Genomic DNA, 19,721 nt, shown 5'->3' with positions numbered 1-19,721 from the left:
GCAGGGAGAGAAAAGCGAGGCCAACAGCCGTTCCGCCCTTGCCCAAAAAAAAAGACCGCTCCGAGGAGCGGTCTTTTGTTGGTGATGGGAGTGACGGACCTAGTTCAATTCGCGTTCCTGCGGGAACAGCGGCAGATAGCGGTACACCAGGGTCAGGACCAGGAAGCCGTAGGCCACGATCATGATCGAGGAGGCGTACTCCACCCAGTTGGGGGCGTAAACCTGCCACTTGTCGAAGGGCATGGCCGGGAAAGCGATGGTCTGGACGGTGAAGATGTACCGGTTCAGGGACACGCCCGCGCAGTCCAGGATGGCCGCGGTGTACAGCAGGGCCGGACGATTGCGGATGGACGGGGTGATCAGCATGATGGCCGGAACCACGCCGCACAGGACGATCTCGGTGTAGAGCAGCCACTTGCCGTAGACCATGCCGTAGAACATCTGGTCAAAGGTCAGGCCCACGGAGGGCAGGTAGCCGGTGGCCCACGCCCAGGTATCGAGGATCTTGAAGAACATGTAGACGGTCAGCATGGTGCCGGCGATCTTGCCCATGAGGGCCTTGGTCTTGAAGTCCACGAGTTTCTTGCCGGTCAGCTTCTCCATGAAGGTACAGACCAGGACGGTGAAGACCGGCCCGGAGCCGACGGCGGAGAGGACGAACAGGAAGAAGGTCCACGGCCAGATGAAGAAGCCTTCGCGGAAGGCGAAGGGACGGCCGATCAGGACGCCGTACATGCCGCCCAGGGAACCCTGGTGGAAGGTGGACAGGAACGCGCCGATACCGGCAAACAGCGCCATGTTCACATGCATGTTATGGGCCAGGGCGTGGATGAAGGGAATCTTGTTCAGCTGCTTCTGCTCCAGGACCAGCGGGACGAACTCGATGATCAAGACGGTGCAGTAGCAGGTGATGCAGAAGATAACTTCAGTCAGCATGGAGTGGACGTTAGGATGCCAGTAGCCGAACCACGCGCGGCCGGGCTGCCCGATGTCGAGCGTCAGGACCAGCATGGCGCCGGAGTAGCAGATAAAGCCCACGACCACGGTCAGGTTGATGATCTTCTCAAGCTGTTTGATCTTGAGGATGTACTTGAGCAGTCCGGTGAAGAACGCACCGGCGCCCAGGGCGATCACGGCCAGGTCGAAGGTGATCCAGGCACCGAACCCGAAGTAGTTGTCCAGGCCGGTGGTGCCGATGCCGTTGTAGAGGACGAGCACGGCGGCGTAGAGGCCCCACAGGAAGAAGGCCAGAATGACGGCTGTCCAAATCAGGAACTTGCCGAAAGAGCAGCGCTGCACCCCTTCCGGGAAGAGTTTGCTATCCATTGTTCAGCCTCCTAGTGGTGTCCGCCGGCTTCGGCGTTGTAGTTGTCGCCCTGCTTGCGGACCCATTCGCGCTCGGACATGTAGTAGACCTGCGGATGCAGCCCCAGCTTCTCGAGCAGACGGAACGCGTGCGGGCTCTTGGCGAGCTCGTGCACCTTGTGCTCCGGATTGTTCAGGTCGCCGAAGGTGATCGCCTTGGTCGGACAGATGTCGGCGCAGGCGGTGGTGTACGCACCCTCGGGCAGGTTCATCGGATCTTCGCCGTCCAAGCGGGCCTTGTCCTTGGCCTGCAGGTAGCGGGAATGGCAGAAGTTGCACTTCTCGACCACGCCGCGGGGACGCACGGAGGTGGCAGGGCTCAGCCCCTTGTCCATACCTTCGGGCCAGAGCGGATCCCACCAGTTGAAGTACCGGGCATGGTAAGGGCAGGCGGCCATGCAGTACCTACACCCGATGCAACGGGGGTAGATCTGGGAGACGATGCCGCCCTCCTCGTTCTTTTCCGTGGCCACGACCGGGCAAACGGGCACGCAGGCCGGGTTGCCGCACTGCATGCAGGGACGCGGCAGGTAGGCGGTCTCGTGTTCCGGGAAGGCCTTGCCGTTGGACAGCTCGTAGACGTTCATCCAGGTCAGGGTCCTGAGCTTGTTCGACGCGTCGTCGCGCGGCTTGGTCAGAGCCTGAACATAGTTATAGGGGTCGCTTTTGGTCATAGGAGCGATATTGTTCTCCACCTGGCAGCCGACCATGCAGGCCCCGCAGCCGGTGCACTTGTCAATATCAATGACCATGCCCCATTTGATTTTGAATTCTTTATAATGCATTGACGGTTCCCCCTAGATTTTGGCGACGTTCACAGTGGAACCGGCCCATGTGGAGGCGCCGGCGGCAGCCTCCGAGCTCACCGTGAGGATCTTGTAGACATTATCGCCCTTGCCCTTCGAGAACTCGTCGCCCACGGTGTGGCCCAGCCCCAGGGGAGCGGCCACGACGCCGGGCATGACGCCTTCGAAGATCTGCACCAGGGCTTCGCATTCGCCCTTCCCACCGGAGAGCTTGACCTTGGACCCGACGGACACGCCGAGTTGTTTGGCGGTGGCCGATCCCATCATCACGACCATGTAGTCGCCGAGCAACTGGTTGTTGCTGATGGTGCACGGCGCGTTGGGCGTGGTGGCCTGATTGGCGGTGCCGACGTTGAGCAGGGTGTAGGGAACCAGCCCCACTGCACCGGTGCCCTTGACGGGAACCGCGGCCTTGCCCAGCACGTTGGCGGCAAGCGAGGCGGCCATCGGGGCTTCGCCCTCGACCACGTAGGCTTCGCCGCCCTGGAGGGCGTCCATGTCCGCGCCGATGGCTTCCACCTTGGCGCCGAGGACCTCTTCAAAGGACGCGAAGCCGAGATCGGCCAGTCCGAGGATGAAGGTGGCGGCGGAAGAGGCGTCCACGGCCGGTTTGCAGACCGGCGCACCCAGGGAATAGGTGGCGGCGGCCAGGCCGTAGGGGCTGGCCAGGTCGTCGAACCGCTCGTAGGGATGCAGGCTCGGCAGAACCAGGTTGGCCGTGGCCGTGGTTTCCGTCTGGACCATGTCGAAGGCAACGGTGAAGCCGGCCTTGACCTTTTCGGGCAGGGCGTAAGCGGGGTTGGCCTCGTAGACGAACAACAGGTCGGTATCCACGCCATCCAGGATGTCCGCCTTGAGCATCTCGGAGCGGCTCATGGCGGTGGGGATGGCCTTGGCGAACTCGGGCAGAGCCTTCATGGCGCCGCCGAGCAGCAGGTTCAGCGCGAACGCCGCGCCGTGGGCCGCAACCGGACCCGCGGGAACGACCACCGGGTTGGAGGCGGTCAGCAACTGCTTGGCCACGGCGGCCATGCGGTCGGCCTTGACGCCGGTGGCGGCCTCGACCTTGGCCGGGGTGTACTCGCTCATGACCATGGCCTTGAACTGTCCGAAGTCGCCCGTGTCGACGGACTTTCCGGCCTGCAGGACATAGTAGGCGATGCCCAGGGTGAAGGCAGCCATGCCCTCGGCCGGAACCGGGACCCACTCGGAGGTCACGGAAGCGGTCTTGGTCTGCATGGGACCGGCGAAGATGAACTTGCCGGACTCGTTGGCCGCGAACGACTTGAGGTTGGCGACCGTCGGGCCCCAGGATTCCAGGGCGTCGGCTCCGGCCAGGAGGACCAGGTCGGCTCCTTCCAGGTCGTAGCCGATCTGGCCGGAACCGCCCATCAGGCCGGTCCAGGCCTTGTCGGCCGCCTGCATGTCGCAGGGCATGACATAAAAGGCGTCGCTGCCCTTGTCGGCCAGCAGCGCGGAGAAGACCTCATTGGCCGTGCCCGTCTGATCGCCGGAGATGACCGCGACCTTGGAACCGGCGGCGGCCAGCTTTTCGGCCACGACCTCCTGGGCTTTCTCCCAGGTGATCTCCTCGCCGTTCAGCATGGGGGCCTTGATCCGGTTGGGGCTGTTCTTGACCTGGACGCCGTTGGCGCACAGGGGGCAGATGCCGCCGCCCGAGATCGGGTTGTCTTCGTTGCCCATGGTCCCGAAGGGTTCACCGGCAACGGTCCGGACTTTCACGGCGCAACCGGACTCGCACATCTTGGACACGGTGGGCTTGTTCTCGACCGCCCCGTATTTCAACTTGGGGATCCAGGGCCAGTTCTGTGTCCAGATGGAAACATCATCAAGGGCTTTCCACACCGTCGGGGTAAAAAGAATACCGACGGTGGCGCCCGCACCCAACTGAATAAAAGTTCTGCGTGCTACGCTCATTCTCAGTACCCCTTTACTTGTGACAGGTGTAGCAGGCGTTGGGCTGGCCCTTGAGGGCGTGGCACCGTTCGCACTTCCACATCTTCATAGTCGTCTTGCTGTACCCGGACAGGACATTGCGCTCGAGGGCCGGCGGCACATCGTTCGTCTGAATATCCTTCAGATGGCAGAGGTTGCAGTTCTGCTCGGGGGCCTCGCCCTCGAAGACCGAGGGATCGACCACATCGGACAATTCCTTCTTCAGACTCGCCAGGTCCTCGATGGAGAGGCTCTTGTGCGAGGCATGCGAAAAATAGACGTTGTCCGGCTGGTACTGGTAATTCAGCCAGGGAACTTCCTTGCCCTGGATCAGATACTTGACCACGTACTCGCGTTCGGCCTGCATCTTGTCCTCGTCCGAGGAAGCCAGATTGTCCTCGATGGCGCCGATGCCGGCCTTCATGATGGCGTCGTAGTCGTTCGGGTCGATGCCTTCCTCCGCAATGGCCGCCTGGGCCTCTTCGGGATCGACCGCGTGACATTCGGCGCAGACTTCGTTGGTCGGGAAACCGGCGTAGGTGCCGTCATCCCGGAAATAGTGACAGCTTTCGCAATCCATTCCCTGACCGTCCACGTGCACGGCGTGGCTGAACCAGACGGGTTGTTCCTCCTTTTGGAAGAACAGACCGGGGATAACAGCCCACCCCAAGACGCAGGTAGCCAGGAAGCCGATGATAAAGGGGAACACCCCTCCACACCGTTTTGATGCTTTTCTTTCCTCCATAACCTCGCCCCATCACTCTAAAGTTAATGTGAAAATCACACCAATTGAACTACGTTTCCATAAGGCACCAATCGTTTTGGTGTCAAGAGAATATGAAAATTTTCACGAACTCTAGAATGGGTAGAAACGTAGCTATTCCAACTGGTAAACCACAACGATAGACCGGGAACCTATTTCTGCGCCCGGCCGTAGACATCGTCGAACCGGACGATGTCGTCTTCCTCCAGATACGGCCCGCTCTGTATCTCGATGATGTTCAGCGGGACCTTGCCCGGGTTGGCCAGCCGGTGCTGGGAGGCCTTGGGAATGTCCACGGACTGGTTCTCCACCAGGATGCGCGGCTCGTTGTCCACCTCCACCTCGGCCGTTCCGTCCACCACCACCCAGTGCTCGCTGCGGTGATGGTGCATCTGCGAGCTCAAGCGCGCGCCGGGCGTGACCTGGATGCGCTTGATCTTGTACTGCGGCCCCTCCTCCAGCACCGTGTAGTTGCCCCACGGGCGGTACACGGTGGTGTGGCTCTCCACCAGCCGGCTGCCCTGGGCCTTGAGGGCGCCGACCACGTCGCGCACGGTCTGCACGCGGTCCATGGGACAGGCCAGGGTGGCGTCCCGCGTCTGGACCATAATCATATGGGCGAGCCCGGACACGGCCAGCTTTCCGCCCTCGCTGATGAGCAGGCAGTCCGTGCAGTTCATGGCCAGGACGTCGCCCCGGACCACGTTGCCGTCAGCATCCTTGTCGCCCAGCCGGTACATGGCCTCCCAACTGCCCAGGTCGTCCCATTCGAACCCGGCCTTGACCACAACGATGTTGTCGATCTTCTCGACCACGCCGTAGTCCACCGAAATATCGGGGATATCTCGGTATCCCTGAACCAGCGGGGCCTCGTCGCGGCCCATCCACCAGGCCCACAGGACCGGCTCGCAACGGGCCACCTGGGTCAGGAAATGCTTGGCCGAGAACAGGAACATGCCGCTGTTCCACAGGTGGGTGCCCTCGCGCAGAAACCGGTCCGCGGTCAGGAAGTCCGGCTTCTCCACGAACCCTTCCACGGCAAAGGCGTTGCCCCCGAGGTCCTCGCCCAGCGCGATGTACCCGTAGCCGGTCTCGGGCTTGTCCGGCTGCACCCCGAAGGTCACGAACCGTTTTCGCACGGCCAGTTCCGAGGCGCGCGCCAGGTCATGGGCCCACGCCCCGCCGTCGCTGATGAGGTGGTCGGACGGGAACACGGCGGCCAGGGCCTTGGGATTGGCCTCCACCACCTTGTCCAGGCCGAGCATGATGGCCGGCAGGGTGTTGCGGCCCATCGGCTCGGCCAGGACCTGCCCTTCCAGGGTCTGGTCCAGGCCCGCCACCTGCTTGCGTACTTCAAAGACGTGCTCCTCGTTGGTCACCACCCAGACGTGGTCCGGGGGGAAGACCTCAAGGACGCGGGCCACGGTCTGCTGCAACAGGGTGGACGTGCCCCCCAGGACCAGCAACTGCTTGGGCAGCAGGTTCCGGGAGAGCGGCCAGAGCCGGGTACCGGACCCGCCCGCCAGGATGATGGCGTGGCAGTCCTCGGCGAACGGCGTTGCAACCGGATCGTTTCGAGTCATGGTTCAATCCTCGAAGGTAAAGGGAGATTCGAAAGAGGCCAGTCCGGGCAGACGCCGGTCCTTTTCAGAGAGAATGGGCTCCCTGCCCCGGAGGGCCGGTTCCCAGTCCATGCCGATGGCCGGGTCGTCCCAGGCCAGGCCGCTTTCGTGCCCCGGCGAATACGGCGCGTCCACCTTGTACTGGAACTCCGTGTCCGGCATGATGGTCACATAGGCGTGGCCGAACCCCTTGGGAATGAAAATGCGCTTGAAGTTGGCGGCGCTCAGGATCACGTGCTCCACCCGGCCATAGGTGGGAGACCCCCGTCGCAGGTCCACGACCACGTCCAGGACCGCGCCCCGCGTCACCCAGACCAGCTTGGCCTGAGCCGCGGGCGGCACCTGGAAATGGAAACCGCGCAACACGCCGACGTCCTTGGAGTAGGCGTGATTGTCCTGGACGAACCCGCAGTCTATGCCGATCTCCCGGAAGTGATCGGCGTTGTAGCTTTCCAGAAAAAAGCCCCGCTCATCCTGAAATACCTTGGGAACCAGGACGAGCAGACCGGGAAATTCCGTCTCATGGACCTGCATTCACGACTCCTTGCAAAAAGACAGGCGATTGGTGTTCATGTAGCCGAGTTCAGCCAGGGACACAACCCTGCCCCGGATTTCCCGGCAGGGCCCATCACAAAATATCTTTCGAATGCGGTTCACATTTCGGTCTCAGTTTGCTAGGGCTCTGTGAGGAAGTTCACTTCAGCCGACCATGGGTGCATTTATATGAATTTTCTGGATATCATTCTCATCTGCATTGTCGCCCTCTTCGTCCTGCGCGGTTTCTTCCGCGGCCTGGTGCAGGAAGTCCTGTCGCTGATCGCCGTGGTCCTGGCCATTTTCCTGGCGTCGCGCTTCGACGATGTCCTCGCCCCGCATCTGAAACTCTACATCTCGAGCGACATCACGGTCAGCGCCCTGTCCTACTCGCTGATCTTCATCGGCACCCTGGTGGTGGTCTGGCTGGTGACCAAGCTGATCCGCAGCGTGCTGGAGATATCCCTGCTCGGCTGGATCGACCGCACTCTGGGCGGTGTCTTCGGCCTGCTCGAAGGCGTGCTCATCTGCCTGGTCGGCCTGATGTTCCTCCAGACCTTCGCCCCCCGGTCCGACATTCTCAACGAGTCCTACCTCGCGCCCAGGGCGCGGCACATGGTGGACAAGATGGGCGAATACGTCGACCTGCCCCAGGCCCTGGACTCGGCCAAGAGCGCCTTGGGCATCAGGCACGACGACGACGCCGAGTAGCCCCGTTTGCACAACCCGATTTTCCCATTTCCGAAGGAGATTCGCCATGAGCGAAACAAGACATGACGCCCCGGCTCTGGCCATGCGTGAGTTGCTCGGGGTCATCGAGGCCCTGATCGCGCCCGACGGCTGCCCCTGGGACAAGGAACAGACCCCGTTGACCCTGTGCGACTACCTGGCCGAGGAGGCCTTCGAGCTGATCGAGGGCATCCGCTCCGGGGACGCCCGCGAAGCCATGGAGGAACTGGGCGACGTCATGTTCATCCTCCTGTTCATGGCCACCCTGTACGAGCGCAACGGCTCCCACACCCTGGCCGATTCCCTCAACTACAGCGCGGCCAAGATGATCCGGCGCCACCCGCACGTGTTCGGCGACAAGCACTTCGACAACATCGACGAGCTGTGGGACAACTGGGAAAAGACCAAGCGCGAGGAGAACAAGGGCACCAACCGCAAGCGGGTCTTCGACTCCCTGCCCTCCGGCCTGCCGCCCATGCTCAAGGCGTACCGTATCAACTCCAAGGCCGCCCGCAACGGGTTCACCTGGGAGTCCGACCGGGACGTGGAGGCCCAATTGAAGGAAGAATGGGCCGAGTGGCAGGAAGCCATGACCTCAGGCCACGCCGAGGACTCGGAGCGTGAGTTCGGCGACTACCTCTTCACCCTGGTGGAGCTGGGCAGGCGCAAGGGCATCAAGGCCAACGCGGCGCTCGATTTCGCCAACCAGAAGTTCCTGACCCGGTTCGCCAAGATGGAGGAGTTGGCCGAAATGCGCGGCCTCGCCCTGGCCGACCTGGGCCTGGACGAGATGAACACCCTGTGGGACGAGGTCAAGGACTGGGAACAGGCCTAGCCGAACAGATACTCGAGAACATAGAATACGACGATACCCGCGCCGACGGCTGCGTACATCAGCACTCACGGCACGCAGCGCGACCTGAGCCTCCAGATGGCCAGGGCCGCCACGCCCGCTCCCGCCGCCACGGCGGCAATCAACACCAATGTCTTGTCCATCGGTTCCTCCCCAACGGCATCACGGCCACCCCGTGCGGCCGGTCCCGAAGAACACGTTTAGAATGTAATACGTGGAGAACAGCGTCCCGGCCAGGGTGATCCAGACGTAGAGTCTGGGCAGCACGGGCCGCTGCCAGCGGTGCAGCACCACGCCGACCACGGCGGTGATCGCAAAGGCGACGATGAGCCAGATATAATCGATGTTCATGGGCCTCTCCCAATCATCTCCATACACTCATTTGTATTCATTGGCTATATTTTTTCCAACCTTGCCCTAAAGATATACGGAGGAATGCCGAAAAGGCGGATAGGCGTTATTTCCGCCCTGAAGGCAGGAGGGTGCGTATGACCATGGCAATCGGCGGACTCGGAAGCTACTCGCCGTTCGACCAACAAACGTTCGGCGCTGCCGTGGTTTCCGAGACCCTGGACTACATGAACGACAGCGGCCCGAGCCCCGCTCCGGTGGACAAAGTCTCCTCCGAGGCGTCGCTTGTTTCGAAAACCCTGGATTACATGAACCCCGGGACCTCGACGGCGGACAAGGCCGGCCTGGCCCAAAGCTACAACTTCCAGACCGATGTCCTCGGCTCCTACGCCAAGGGCGCGGTCATCAACACCATCATCTGACGGCCCGGAGATAACGCCCCGAAAGGACCCCCGCCCTTCCTCGATGGAGGGGCGGGGCTACTCTTTGCCGCATCGCGGAAAAAACCTTCCGAAAGACATCCATCCGCCGTAGGCTGTGCATGGGGCAGCGAACCGCCCTCGCCGACCGGCAGCATAGGAGGCGACATGACGAACGAAGGCATACGGGACCGCGCCGCGGGCGCGTTGATGGGCGCCTGGATAGGCGACGCACTGGGCCTGGGACCGCACTGGTATTACGATCTGGACGAGCTACGCCGCGACTACGGCCCGTGGATAACCGGCTACACCGCCCCCCGTCCGGGGCGCTACCACGACGGCATGAAGGCCGGGCAGTCGTCGCAGTCCGGGTTCATCCTCGAACTGACCGCCCGCTCCCTGGCGGAACGCGGCGACTACGACGAAGCGGACTTCTGCCGCCGCATGGACGAGGAGCTCTTTCCCCTGCTCAACGGCCAGCCTGCCAACGGGCCGGGCGGCTACACCAGCCAGTCCATCCGCGAGGCCTGGCGCAGGCGGGTGGAGCAAAAGCGCCCTTGGGGCGAGACCGCCGGGCACGCCGACACCACCGAGGCCATCGAGCGCACCCTGGCCATCGCCGTGCGCTACGCCCTCGATCCGGGCCGCCTGGCCGAGACGGTCAGCCGCAACGCGGCCCTGACCCAGTCCGACGACCTGGTCCTGTCCCTGACCGTGGCCTACTGCGCGGTGCTCGCCCAGCTCGTTCGGGGAAGCGCGCTCGACGCGCACCTGTCCGACACGCTCATGGACCTCGTCAAAAAAAACGTCCTGCCCTTCCACGCCGTGACCCGCGACGGGCTCAAGCCCCCGCGCCCCGGCGACCCGGACCCACCGCGCGCGGGCCGCTTCGCCTCGCCCGACGCCCTGCTCTCGCCGAGCTACATAGCCCGGGCGGCGGCCGATCCGGACATCCGCATCGAGCCCGCCTGGAAAGTCTCCCTGGTCTACGGCATGCCCTGCGCCATATATCACATGCTCCCGGCGGCCTACTACCTGGCGGCCCGCTTCCGCGACGACTTCGAGTCGGCCGTGCTGCACGCGCTCAACGGCGGCGGCCAGAACCAGGTCCGGGCCATCCTGGCCGGAACCCTCGTGGGCGCCCAGGTGGGGCTGTCCGGCATCCCCCAACGCTTCATCGACGGCCTGGAGCGGGGCGGGGAGCTACGCACCCTGGCCCTCGAACTGGCCGCACAGGCGGCCGAGCCGACCGAACTATAAGGAACGTCCATGAATGAAATCAAGCAAGGCTCCCCGGCCGTCATCTACCTCTCCCACGGGGCGGGGCCGCTGCCCCTGCTGGGCGACGCAGGCCATGCGGAGATGATCGAAAACCTCAAGGTCCTCGCCACGCGCATTGAAAGGCCGTCCGCCATCCTGGTGGTCAGCGCCCACTGGGAGGAGACCGTGCCGACCGTGACCGCCGGCAACCAGCCGCCGCTCTATTACGACTACTACGGCTTCCCGCCGGAGTCCTACGAGATCGCCTACCCCGCCCCCGGCGACAATGCGCTGTCCGAGGCCGTGCGCGGGACCCTCGCGGCGCACGGTCTGCCCTGCGGCACGGAGGAGGCGCGCGGCTTCGACCACGGCCTGTTCGTCCCGCTGAAGATCATGTACCCCGAGGCGGACATCCCCTGCGTCCAGCTATCGCTGATCAAGGGATTGGACCCGGCCGCGCACCTGGCTCTGGGCGAAGCCCTGGCCGGGCTCGACCGCGAGAACCTGCTCATCCTCGGCTCGGGGTTCTCCTTCCACAACATGCGCGCCTTTTTCGCGCAGGACACGGCGGAGACAGCCCTGGCCAACGGCGAGTTCCAGCAATGGCTCGTCGGGACCTGCGCCGACCCGGCCCTGACCCCGGAGGAACGGGCGACGCGGCTGGTCCATTGGGAGGACGCCCCGCACGCCCGCTACTGCCACCCGCGCGAGGAGCACCTGCTGCCCCTGCACGTCTGCTGCGGCGCGGCGGGCCGCCCGTGCGACGAACACTTCCGGCTGATCATCATCGGCAAGGCGGCGAGCACCCACCTCTGGCAACCGGCCTGAACGAGGTAAGGAAAAACGGGCCTCCAACCCCTCCGGGGGGGGGGATGCCGACAAAGCGACAAAAAAAGGGGGAGCCTCCCGGAGGAGACTCCCCTTTCCCTTTCGGGTACGGGGCCTAGAGCTTGAGCCAGTTCCTGGCCACGTTCCGGCAGAAATCCCCGGACTGCGGAACGAGCAGCGGGAAGCGGCTGCGCATCTCGGCGAAAAACTCCCCGCTGAACTGGGTGCGGTATTTGGCGTAGGTGTCGATGTCGCCGCGCTCGAACTCGTCGAACCAGGCCTCTGCGCCGATGGAGTCCAGCTCCAGGTGGAACTGGAAGCCGTAGGACGCCTTGCCGATCCGGAAGCACTGGTTGGCGCAGGCCGCGCCCGTGACCAGCAGTTCGGCCCCCTCGGGCAGGTCAAAGGAGTCCTCGTGGAATTCCATGAGCGGCGGCACCGGCCCGGCCTGGCCCAGAACGGGATCGGCCCGACCCGCCTCGGTCAGGGAGAGCGGCACGTAGCCGAACTCCAGCGCGGGCATGGTCCAGGTCTCGGCGCCGTGGGCGCGGGCCAGAAGCTGGCAGCCCAGGCAGATGCCCGCCACGGGCTTTCCGGCCGCGTCGAAATCGCGCATCAAGCGCATCAGCGCCGGGAAGTGCGGCGTCTTCCCGTCGTCGGAGGCGTGCTGCGGGCCGCCCAGGACCACCAGCCGGTCGAAGCCGCCGGGCGTATCCGGGAGCGGGTCCCCCTGCGCGGGCATGACCGTGGTCAGGATGCAGCCCTGCCGCGCCAGTTCCTTGGTGAAGTTGCCGCCGGGCGATTCGTCCGAATGCTGGACCACCAGCACCGTGGAACCGACGACCCTGTCCTTCGGGCACGGCTCCACCGTGACCCGGGTCTCGTAGAACGGTGTGCCCTGGCCCACGACGGACGGGATGTCCCTGGTCAGGAAATTGACCCCGTGGCCCGCCTTGTTCCAGCCCCCGCGCTCGGTGATGAGCACGTCGCTGCGCATGGCTTCGTCCACCTTGAGCAGGGCCATGAGCCTGCCGTGCGGGCTGCGCACGACCACGTGGCCGCCGTCCGCCACCCCCCGCTTGCGGGCCTCGGACGTGTTCAGGACGACCTCCGGCAAGGCGTCGTGCTCGGCCAAGGTGCGCTCGGAGCAGATGTAGCCGTGGGGCGCGATGGTCAGTAGCTTGTAGGGATATTCCGGGTCCTCGTCCTGGAGCACGGCCGGATCGAACTCGGTCATGAAGCGGAACCTGCCGGACTCGGTGGGGAACACGCCGTCCACATAGGGGACCATGGGCGCCTCCAGGCGGAACGGGCCCTTGCGCATGCTCTCGAGGTCCGTGCCCTGCTGCCAGAGCGGGGTGCAGATGGCCTTCAGCCAGTCGTCCACGGGCCGTTGGTATTGAACGGCGAACGGAAAGCGCGAGGCCAGTTCCTGGAACATCCGGAATTCGGACTTGGTCTCGCCCACCGGCTCGATGGCCGGGTTGACCGGGCCCACGAAATTGTGGCCGTAGCTGGCCATGAGGTCATCCTCTTCGAGAAAGGTCGTGGCGGGCCAGAAAACGTCGGCCAGTTCGGCGGTATCGTCCAGGAAATGGCCGGAATAGACGACCATCTCGGCCTTTTTGAACGCCCTGACGATCTTGTCCGCGTTGGGGGCCATACACACCGGGTTGCCCGCCGTGACCACGATCATGCGGATCTCCGGGGCGCGGGCGTTCAGAATCTCCTCGCCCACTTTGGGGATGAGCAGGGTCCGGTGGTCGGGGTGCAGGTGGTCGCCCCAGTATGCCTGGTCGTAGGGGCCGTACTCCTCGAACCCCTGGCTGACCCCGCCGCCGGGCACACCGAGGATGCCCGCGATGCCGCCGAGCGCGTCGATGGGCCGGATGGCATAGTGGGCGTACTCGTGGCGGTGCAGCCCCCAGCCGAGCAGGATGGAGGTCGGGAACTGGTTCATGAGCGTGTCGGCCAGCAGTTCGGCGTCCGTGACCGGAACCCCGGCGAGGGAGCAGAGTTCGGGCACGGAAAGGGAATCCAGGATGGCCTTGTATTCGGCCCAGCCCTCGGCCCGGTTCTCGAGGAAATCGCGGTCCTCGGCCCCGGCCTCGAGGATGAGCTTGGCCGCTGCCATGGCCAGACACCCATCGCGCCCCGGTTTGGGCCGCACGTGGTGGGTGGCGATGTTCACGGACAGGCTGCGCGCCGGGTCAACGACCACCACGCGGCCGCCGCGCTTCTTGATGTCCTTGACGATCTTGACCAGGGAGATGTTGGTGGACACCGGGTTGCGCGCCCACAGGATCATCGATTCGGAGTTGAAGTGGTCCAGCGGGTCGTGGGACACGCGCTCGCCGAAATCGAGGTTCTGGGCCCCCTGCCCCGCGCCGCCGCACAGGGAGCCGCGCATGGTCGTGGCCCCGCCGAGCAGGTTGAAGAAATACTTGTTCAGGAGCTTGAGGGCCGTGCGCTCGCCGTACCCCTGGTAATAGAGGACCGCCTCGGGGCCGGATTCGGCCACCACCGACTTGAGCTTGTCGGCCACCAGATCCAGGACCTCGTCCCAGGTGGCCCGTTGCCACTGCCCGTCCACCTTGCGCAGGGGGTGGGTGATCCGCTCGGCGCTGTACACGCGCTTGATGTATTTGGCGGTCTTGTGGCAGGCCACGCCGCCGGTCAGGGGGTGGTCCGGGTCGCCCGAAAGCTTGACCAGCCGCCCGTCCTCCACGGTGGCGATGAGCCCGCAGGAGTTGGGGCAGTCGCGCGTACAGGTGGTGACGATCTTCCGTTGGCTCATTCTTTACGCTTCCTTGGCTCCGTCGCCGGAGTCCGGTTCATGGCAGGCCGGGCCCGCGGCACGGCGCAGGGCCATGCATCCCCCCTGGCAGCGGCGCATGAAGCCCCTGCATGTCAGGCAATCCGTGGACACGTTGGCCTTGCGGATGGAGCGCACCCGTTCGGCGAAATGCCACATGACGGTGTCCTGGTTGGGAAAGACCGTCACGTCCGGCACCGAGATGTCCCGCATGGACAGGCAATGGAACGCGGACAGGTCAGGATGCACGTCGATGGACGGATGGCGGACCCCGGAAAAGTTCATGGACACCCCTTCGAGGTAGTTCCGATCCTCGATCCTGAGGTCGCACAATCGGACGATGCAATCAAGTCCTGTGCGCACGCCCCGCTCCTCGCAGGCTTTCACGAAATGGACGATGTGCGAGATGATCCGCCGGATGTCGTCGTTGGTGAAGTGGTCGTTGCCCGCCGAGCCCCCGACTCGCGCACGCCGACGTCGAGCTCGTCCGGCATGCCGGGCAGCTCGGCGAAGGCCACCTGACCCGCTCCCGGACATGCACCTCGGGGCCGCCAAGGGTCGCGAACCGGACAACGTCATGGAGGCCGCGGTTATCAACGCGGGACGGGAGCCGGTCACTCACACCAAGCACCAGCCCAGTCACATCCGCATCTCCTCCCGGACAAGGCCGGGCCAAGCCCCTCCCGGCCGCACGGGTCCTATGTCACGCATATTCATATTTCCGTGACGACATTGCCGGTTTCCGCACCCGGAACTACATACTGAAATTTGTTCACCGGCGCATACCGCCCGGTGTTCCCGTTCCGTATCCACCCCGTGCACGACGCCATCGGGCGCCGCGTCACCCAACGGCGGCCCCCGGCGCAGGCGCTCCACGCCCTCCGTCTTGAGGGGGTCGCATGCCGCCCCACAAGGAAATCCACCGATGATCACACGCCGAAACTTTCTGACCATGAGCGCCCGGGCCCTGGCCCTGTTTCCCTTTATGACCGCTTCGCGGGCCCTGGCCGCCCCCCCGGCCGCACTCGCGCTGGCGGGCCCGCCCGCACCGCTCAGCCTCCCCCTTGTCCGCCTGGCCCAGAGGGAACCGTCTGCCGCGTTGCCCCCCATGGAAATGAAGCAGTGGCGCAACCCGGACATCATGCGCGCCTGGATGGTCTCGGGCGAGGTCCAGGTCTCGGCCGCTCCGGCCAACGCGGCGGCCATTCTCTACAACAAGGGGCTCCCGGTCCGGCTTCTGGACACCAACAACGGCGGAAGCCTGAGCATCGTCACCAGCAACCCGGACATCAAGCAATTCACGGACATCAAGGGCAAGCGCCTGCTCCTGTTCTTCCGCGGGGACACCCCGGACATCATCGTCCGCTACCTGGCCTCGAAAACCGGCATCAACCCGGATGCGGACCTGACCGCCTCCTATGTGGACTCGCCCTTCGAGGCCTTGCAGATGCTGCTCTCCAAACGGACCGACACGGCCCTGCTGCCCGAGCCCGCCGCGACCGCGGCGATCCTCAAGGGCAAGGGAGCCGGGGTGGAGTTCCGACGCATCGTCCTCCAGGACGTCTGGGAAGCGGTGACCGGCAACACGTCGCTCATGCCGCTCGGCGGGATCATGTGCCAGGCCTCCCTGGCGGCGGACTCCCCCGAGACCGTGGCCGCCTTGCAGACCGGTATCGGCGAGGCCGTGGACTGGATCAACGCACACCCGGCCGACGCCGCCCGGCAATGCGCCGACTTCTTCGGGCTCAAGCCGATGGTCCTGCAAAAATCCCTGGAGGCCTTTCCCATCCGCCGCACCCCGGCGGCCACGGCCAGGGAGGACCTGGAATTCTACTATTCGGCCCTCATGGGGATGTCGCCCAAACTGGTGGGCGGCAAGCTGCCCGACTCGGGTTTCTACCTGGCCTAGGCCGGAGGAAGGATGGAGCGCGTAGCCGGTGCGATCTGGCCCAGACTGTGGGGCTTCCGCTACCCCGCCGTGGGCGTGGGGCTCTTCCTCGCCCTGTGGTGGGCGGGGAGCCTGCGCTACGGCGCCTTCATCCTGCCCTCCCCACGGGAGACCTGTGCGGCCCTGTGGAGGCTGATCCTCACGGGCGCGGTGGGCAAGGCGGCGCTGATCACGGCCGGGCGCGCCCTTGGCGGGTTCGCGGTAGCGGCCCTGCTCGGCAGCGGAATCGGCATCCTGGCCGGGCTGCGTCCCGCCCTGGCCCAGACCCTGAAGCCGGTGACCGCCATGCTCCTGGGCATCCCGCCCATCGCCTGGATCGTCCTGGCCATGCTCTGGTTCGGCACCACCGGGCTGACCCCGGTCTTCACCGTGGTGGTCACCGCCCTGCCCATCGTCTTTGCCGTGGCGGTTGAGGGTGCGCGCACCAGAGACAGGGGGCTGGAGGACATGGCCCGCGCCTTTGCCACCCCGCCCTTGATGCTCTTCCTGGATGTGCGCCTGCCGCACCTGCTGTCCTATCTTTTCCCCGGCTGGGTGACGGCCCTGGCCCTGTCCTGGAAAGTCGCGGTCATGGCCGAACTGCTTGCCTCCGCCGACGGTATCGGCGCGAACATGGCCCTGGCCCGGGTCAACCTGGACACCGCCGACGCCCTGGCCTGGATCATCGTCCTGCTCATCATGCTCCTGGCCGTGGAACTGCTCGTGCTCGAACCGCTGCAACGGCGCATGGAACCGTGGCGCAACGGCGCCGCGTCCGCATGACGGCCTCCGGTAAACCATGCTGACCTGGGAAACCATCGCGCACGACTACGGGACCGGCCCGGTGCTGGCCGACGTCGGACTGCGCGTGCCGCCCGGCGAGGTTCTCGCCCTGGCGGGCCGTTCCGGCTGCGGCAAGACCTCCCTGCTGAACATGGCCGCCGGGCTGCTCGCGCCGACAACCGGCCGGGTGACCAACACCTTTTCGCACACCGCCTGCGTGTTCCAGGACCCCCGCCTGCTCCCCTGGCGGCGCACCGGGGAGAACATCGCCTTCGGGCTCAAGGCCATGGGTATGCCCGAGGCGGAACGGCTGGCCGCGGCGCGCCGCCTGGCCGAACGCATGGGCCTCGCCCCCGGCGACCTGGAGAAATATCCCGGCGCATTGAGCGGCGGCATGCGTCAGCGGGCCTCCCTGGCCCGGGCCCTGGCCGTGGAGCCGGACCTGCTCCTCCTGGACGAGCCGTTCAGCGCCCTGGACGTGGGCCTCAAGCGCGAACTCCAGGACCTGGTCCGGTCCCTCATCGACGAGCGCGGCCTGGCCGCCGTCTTCGTGACCCACGACCCGGCAGAGGCGGTCCGGTTGAGCGACCGCATCGTCATCCTGGCCCCGGCCCCCGGCCGCGTGGTCCACGAGCAGCGCATCATCGAGCCCTTTGCGGCCCGCGACGCGGACTTTGTCCGGCGGACCACGGACGGACTCCTGGCCGCCCCTGCCGTTCGGGCGGCGTTCGGCCCGACCGTGGCCACCCCGGCCGGATCCAGCATTCCGACGGGACCAACCGGCACACACGCCGCAACCAACGAGGTGAATATGGTGGAATTCAAGCCCGTGCACCTTCCCGAGACGACCCTGGCCACGGACATGGCCGGCCGCAAGGTCCTGGTCAAGACCCAGGTCGAGCGGGTCTTCGGCTACAATCCCATGGTCACGTCCCTGCTCTTCGCCCTGGCCCCCGGCAAGATCGCGGGGCTGGGCATGCCGCCCATGCCGCCCGAACGCATGCTGGCGGACCCGGCGTACCTCTCCCTGCCGGTCCTCGGGGTCATGGGCGGCAATTTCGGCGGCGGCAAGGCCACCTTCGACAAGGACGCGGTCCGGCAGCGCGGCGTGGACCTGATCCTCTCCCTGACCCTGTTCGCCCTGGACGAGGTCGAAGCGGGCGCGGCCGACCGGCTGCAACAGGAGCTGGGCATCCCGGTGCTCGTCTACGACGGCGGCCTGGACCGCACCGGCGAGGTCCTGCGGCGCGTGGGCGCGCTCGTCGGCGTGCCGGACAGGGGCAACCTCCTGGCCGATTACTTCGACGAAAAATTCCACCACATCGCCAAGACGGCTGCCGCAATCCCGCCGGGCGAGCGGCGCACGGTCTACTACGCCCAGTCGCCCACCGGCCTGCTCACCGAGCCCCGGCGGTCCCGCCACGGCGAGATCATCGAATACGCGGGCGGGGTGAACGCGGCCGAGGTCTTCGAACAGCGCGGCTGCGGCCGCACGCCGGTCTGCGCCGCGGACCTGGCTTGCTGGGACCCGGACGTGGTCATCATGCTCTCGGACGAGGGCAAGTCCCCACAGCGGCTGTACAACCGACTGCGGACCGACCCGTTCTGGTCCAGGCTCAAGGCGGTCCGCGGCAACGCCGTGTTCGAACCCCCTGCGGCCATGTACAACTGGTTCGACCGGCCACCGTCCGTGAACCGGCTCATGGGGCTGATATGGCTGACCAACCTGCTCTACCCCGAGTGGTTCGGCTGGGACCTGATCCGGGAGACCCGCGAGTTCTACAGACTGTTCTACCGCATGGACCTCGGCCCCAAGCAGGTGGAGACCCTGCTCGGCCCGAGCCTGAGGGGGCTGGCCAACTAGTCTCCGATTTCCCCTTGTCCTTTGCGCCGCTCTTTGCGACCATGTAGAAGTGGCGAAGTGCCGGGCCCGCTCGGGTCCGGCCCGGCCATGCGACATCAACCGCAAGGAGCCGTCATGAGGGAAGAGAACCAGTTGTCCAGACGTGTCTTTCTGGCCGTCGCGGCCGGTACCGTGGTCAGCATCGGCCTGCCCGGCCTGTTCGCCACGGTCGGCGAGGCGCGGCAGGAGGAGCTGGCCAAGGCCCTGCGGCCCGACGGGCGGCCTCGCGTCCCTCCGGGCCAGACCGCCATCGAACAGATTGAGGACATGGGCGGCAGGCCCGGCTCGCCCCGGCCCGAGGACTTCCGGCTGCGCGTCCACGGCGAGGTGGAGAACCCGCTTGCTCTCGACTTCGAGGCGCTCATGGCCTTCAAGCAGCAGAACTTTACCTGCGACGTCCACTGCGTCACGGGATGGACCCTGCTGGATTCAACCTGGCGCGGCGTCCCCATGGCCGCCCTCCTGGACCGTGCCAAGCCCACCAAGCACGCGAAATTCGTCGTCATCGAGGCCGCCCACGGCTACACCACGAGCATCCCGCTCGACGAGGCCCGGAAGCCGGACGTGTTCCTGGCCCACACCCTGTTCGGCAGCCCTCTGCCCGGCCCCAACGGCGGCCCGGTGCGCGCGGTGGTCCCGGACCGCTACTTCTACAAGAGCGCCAAATGGGTGAAGGGCCTGAAGATCGTCTCCAAGGACGAGTTGGGCTTCTGGGAGACGCGCGGCTACAGCAACTCCGCCGACCCCTGGAAGGAGGAGCGGTACTCGCGCTAGACGGTCAACCGGACCGCGCCGGAAGCGGCTTGA

General features: G+C 65.5%; 18 protein-coding genes. 9 read left to right on the top strand and 9 right to left on the bottom strand.

Annotated features, from left to right (window positions below; genetic code table 11):
• Positions 1 to 99: 99 nt before the first annotated feature.
• The 6 genes from qrcD to rfbC form a co-directional block, all read right to left on the bottom strand.
• The gene (qrcD, locus tag V8V93_RS09930; RefSeq protein ID WP_338666521.1) at positions 100 to 1,326 is read right to left on the bottom strand and encodes a menaquinone reductase integral membrane subunit QrcD; all 1,227 of its coding nucleotides are present in this window, start codon (positions 1,324 to 1,326) and stop codon (positions 100 to 102) included.
• Between the two features lie 11 nt (positions 1,327 to 1,337).
• On the bottom strand, positions 1,338 to 2,150 hold the full coding sequence (gene qrcC, locus V8V93_RS09925) for a menaquinone reductase iron-sulfur cluster-binding subunit QrcC (protein ID WP_338666520.1): 813 nt from the start codon (positions 2,148 to 2,150) through the stop codon (positions 1,338 to 1,340).
• 12 nt (positions 2,151 to 2,162) lie between these two features.
• On the bottom strand, positions 2,163 to 4,109 hold the full coding sequence (gene qrcB / locus V8V93_RS09920; RefSeq protein ID WP_338666519.1) for a menaquinone reductase molybdopterin-binding-like subunit QrcB: 1,947 nt from the start codon (positions 4,107 to 4,109) through the stop codon (positions 2,163 to 2,165).
• A 13-nt stretch (positions 4,110 to 4,122) separates the two neighbouring features.
• A complete protein-coding gene (locus tag V8V93_RS09915) occupies positions 4,123 to 4,872 on the bottom strand; it encodes a cytochrome c3 family protein (protein WP_338666518.1) in 750 nt (249 codons plus the stop codon).
• Between the two features lie 170 nt (positions 4,873 to 5,042).
• Positions 5,043 to 6,473: a mannose-1-phosphate guanylyltransferase/mannose-6-phosphate isomerase gene (locus tag V8V93_RS09910; protein ID WP_338666517.1), complete on the bottom strand. Its 1,431-nt coding sequence runs from the start codon at positions 6,471 to 6,473 to the stop codon at positions 5,043 to 5,045.
• A gap of 3 nt (positions 6,474 to 6,476) precedes the next feature.
• Positions 6,477 to 7,046 carry a dTDP-4-dehydrorhamnose 3,5-epimerase gene (gene rfbC / locus V8V93_RS09905; protein WP_338666516.1) on the bottom strand — a complete coding sequence of 190 codons (570 nt, stop codon included), beginning with the start codon at positions 7,044 to 7,046 and terminating at the stop codon, positions 6,477 to 6,479.
• Positions 7,047 to 7,235: 189 nt separating this feature from the next.
• Between rfbC and V8V93_RS09900 the strand changes: the two genes are divergently transcribed.
• Positions 7,236 to 7,757, top strand: coding sequence for a CvpA family protein (locus tag V8V93_RS09900; RefSeq protein WP_338666515.1), 522 nt, complete (start codon positions 7,236 to 7,238; stop codon positions 7,755 to 7,757).
• Positions 7,758 to 7,803: 46 nt separating this feature from the next.
• Positions 7,804 to 8,610, top strand: a complete 807-nt coding sequence (mazG, locus tag V8V93_RS09895; RefSeq protein ID WP_338666514.1) for a nucleoside triphosphate pyrophosphohydrolase — start codon at positions 7,804 to 7,806, stop codon at positions 8,608 to 8,610.
• 180 nt (positions 8,611 to 8,790) lie between these two features.
• Here mazG and V8V93_RS09890 read toward each other — a convergent pair whose 3' ends face one another.
• Positions 8,791 to 8,979 carry a hypothetical protein gene (locus tag V8V93_RS09890; RefSeq protein WP_338666513.1) on the bottom strand — a complete coding sequence of 63 codons (189 nt, stop codon included), beginning with the start codon at positions 8,977 to 8,979 and terminating at the stop codon, positions 8,791 to 8,793.
• Between the two features lie 137 nt (positions 8,980 to 9,116).
• On the opposite strand from V8V93_RS09890, the gene V8V93_RS09885 reads away from it, so the two are divergent.
• The 3 genes from V8V93_RS09885 (at position 9,117) to V8V93_RS09875 (ending at position 11,486) form a co-directional block, all read left to right on the top strand.
• On the top strand, positions 9,117 to 9,401 hold the full coding sequence (locus V8V93_RS09885) for a hypothetical protein (RefSeq protein ID WP_338666512.1): 285 nt from the start codon (positions 9,117 to 9,119) through the stop codon (positions 9,399 to 9,401).
• Positions 9,402 to 9,566: 165 nt separating this feature from the next.
• Positions 9,567 to 10,658: an ADP-ribosylglycohydrolase family protein gene (locus V8V93_RS09880; protein WP_338666511.1), complete on the top strand. Its 1,092-nt coding sequence runs from the start codon at positions 9,567 to 9,569 to the stop codon at positions 10,656 to 10,658.
• A 9-nt stretch (positions 10,659 to 10,667) separates the two neighbouring features.
• Entirely contained in the window at positions 10,668 to 11,486 is an 819-nt protein-coding gene (locus tag V8V93_RS09875; protein WP_338666510.1) for a DODA-type extradiol aromatic ring-opening family dioxygenase, read from the top strand.
• A 115-nt stretch (positions 11,487 to 11,601) separates the two neighbouring features.
• Here the strand turns inward: V8V93_RS09875 and V8V93_RS09870 are convergent, their stop codons facing one another.
• Positions 11,602 to 14,283: a molybdopterin-dependent oxidoreductase gene (locus tag V8V93_RS09870; RefSeq protein WP_338666509.1), complete on the bottom strand. Its 2,682-nt coding sequence runs from the start codon at positions 14,281 to 14,283 to the stop codon at positions 11,602 to 11,604.
• Positions 14,284 to 14,286: 3 nt separating this feature from the next.
• Positions 14,287 to 14,664, bottom strand: a complete 378-nt coding sequence (locus tag V8V93_RS09865; RefSeq protein ID WP_338666508.1) for a hypothetical protein — start codon at positions 14,662 to 14,664, stop codon at positions 14,287 to 14,289.
• Positions 14,665 to 15,226: 562 nt separating this feature from the next.
• Here V8V93_RS09865 and V8V93_RS09860 point away from each other — a divergent pair.
• The 4 genes from V8V93_RS09860 (at position 15,227) to V8V93_RS09845 (ending at position 19,688) form a co-directional block, all read left to right on the top strand.
• Positions 15,227 to 16,210, top strand: coding sequence for an ABC transporter substrate-binding protein (locus V8V93_RS09860; RefSeq protein WP_338666507.1), 984 nt, complete (start codon positions 15,227 to 15,229; stop codon positions 16,208 to 16,210).
• 12 nt (positions 16,211 to 16,222) lie between these two features.
• The gene (locus V8V93_RS09855) at positions 16,223 to 17,011 is read left to right on the top strand and encodes an ABC transporter permease (RefSeq protein WP_338670162.1); all 789 of its coding nucleotides are present in this window, start codon (positions 16,223 to 16,225) and stop codon (positions 17,009 to 17,011) included.
• A 16-nt stretch (positions 17,012 to 17,027) separates the two neighbouring features.
• Positions 17,028 to 18,875, top strand: coding sequence for an ATP-binding cassette domain-containing protein (locus tag V8V93_RS09850; RefSeq protein WP_338670161.1), 1,848 nt, complete (start codon positions 17,028 to 17,030; stop codon positions 18,873 to 18,875).
• Positions 18,876 to 18,989: 114 nt separating this feature from the next.
• Complete coding sequence (locus V8V93_RS09845; protein ID WP_338670160.1) at positions 18,990 to 19,688, top strand: molybdopterin-dependent oxidoreductase; 699 nt, start codon at positions 18,990 to 18,992, stop codon at positions 19,686 to 19,688.
• The last annotated feature ends 33 nt before the right edge of the window (positions 19,689 to 19,721 follow it).

The organism is Pseudodesulfovibrio sp. 5S69, assembly GCF_037094465.1.
Classification (GTDB): Bacteria; Desulfobacterota; Desulfovibrionia; order Desulfovibrionales; family Desulfovibrionaceae; genus Pseudodesulfovibrio; species Pseudodesulfovibrio methanolicus.
Note: the sequence above shows the minus strand (reverse complement) of the source record. Positions and strands in the feature narration are given on the sequence as shown.

Excerpts from the sequence above, each read along its gene's own strand:
- V8V93_RS09850 (WP_338670161.1), top strand. The coding sequence starts at position 17,028 with ATGCTGACCTGGGAAACCATCGCGCACGACTACGGGACCGGCCCGGTG.
- V8V93_RS09860 (WP_338666507.1), top strand. The coding sequence starts at position 15,227 with ATGATCACACGCCGAAACTTTCTGACCATGAGCGCCCGGGCCCTGGCC.
- qrcB (WP_338666519.1), bottom strand. The coding sequence starts at position 4,109 with ATGAGCGTAGCACGCAGAACTTTTATTCAGTTGGGTGCGGGCGCCACC.
- V8V93_RS09880 (WP_338666511.1), top strand. The coding sequence starts at position 9,567 with ATGACGAACGAAGGCATACGGGACCGCGCCGCGGGCGCGTTGATGGGC.
- V8V93_RS09845 (WP_338670160.1), top strand. The coding sequence starts at position 18,990 with ATGAGGGAAGAGAACCAGTTGTCCAGACGTGTCTTTCTGGCCGTCGCG.
- V8V93_RS09870 (WP_338666509.1), bottom strand. The coding sequence starts at position 14,283 with ATGAGCCAACGGAAGATCGTCACCACCTGTACGCGCGACTGCCCCAAC.
- V8V93_RS09900 (WP_338666515.1), top strand. The coding sequence starts at position 7,236 with ATGAATTTTCTGGATATCATTCTCATCTGCATTGTCGCCCTCTTCGTC.
- V8V93_RS09855 (WP_338670162.1), top strand. The coding sequence starts at position 16,223 with ATGGAGCGCGTAGCCGGTGCGATCTGGCCCAGACTGTGGGGCTTCCGC.
- rfbC (WP_338666516.1), bottom strand. The coding sequence starts at position 7,046 with ATGCAGGTCCATGAGACGGAATTTCCCGGTCTGCTCGTCCTGGTTCCC.
- qrcD (WP_338666521.1), bottom strand. The coding sequence starts at position 1,326 with ATGGATAGCAAACTCTTCCCGGAAGGGGTGCAGCGCTGCTCTTTCGGC.
- V8V93_RS09875 (WP_338666510.1), top strand. The coding sequence starts at position 10,668 with ATGAATGAAATCAAGCAAGGCTCCCCGGCCGTCATCTACCTCTCCCAC.
- V8V93_RS09885 (WP_338666512.1), top strand. The coding sequence starts at position 9,117 with ATGACCATGGCAATCGGCGGACTCGGAAGCTACTCGCCGTTCGACCAA.
- mazG (WP_338666514.1), top strand. The coding sequence starts at position 7,804 with ATGAGCGAAACAAGACATGACGCCCCGGCTCTGGCCATGCGTGAGTTG.
- V8V93_RS09915 (WP_338666518.1), bottom strand. The coding sequence starts at position 4,872 with ATGGAGGAAAGAAAAGCATCAAAACGGTGTGGAGGGGTGTTCCCCTTT.
- V8V93_RS09910 (WP_338666517.1), bottom strand. The coding sequence starts at position 6,473 with ATGACTCGAAACGATCCGGTTGCAACGCCGTTCGCCGAGGACTGCCAC.
- qrcC (WP_338666520.1), bottom strand. The coding sequence starts at position 2,150 with ATGCATTATAAAGAATTCAAAATCAAATGGGGCATGGTCATTGATATT.
- V8V93_RS09890 (WP_338666513.1), bottom strand. The coding sequence starts at position 8,979 with ATGAACATCGATTATATCTGGCTCATCGTCGCCTTTGCGATCACCGCC.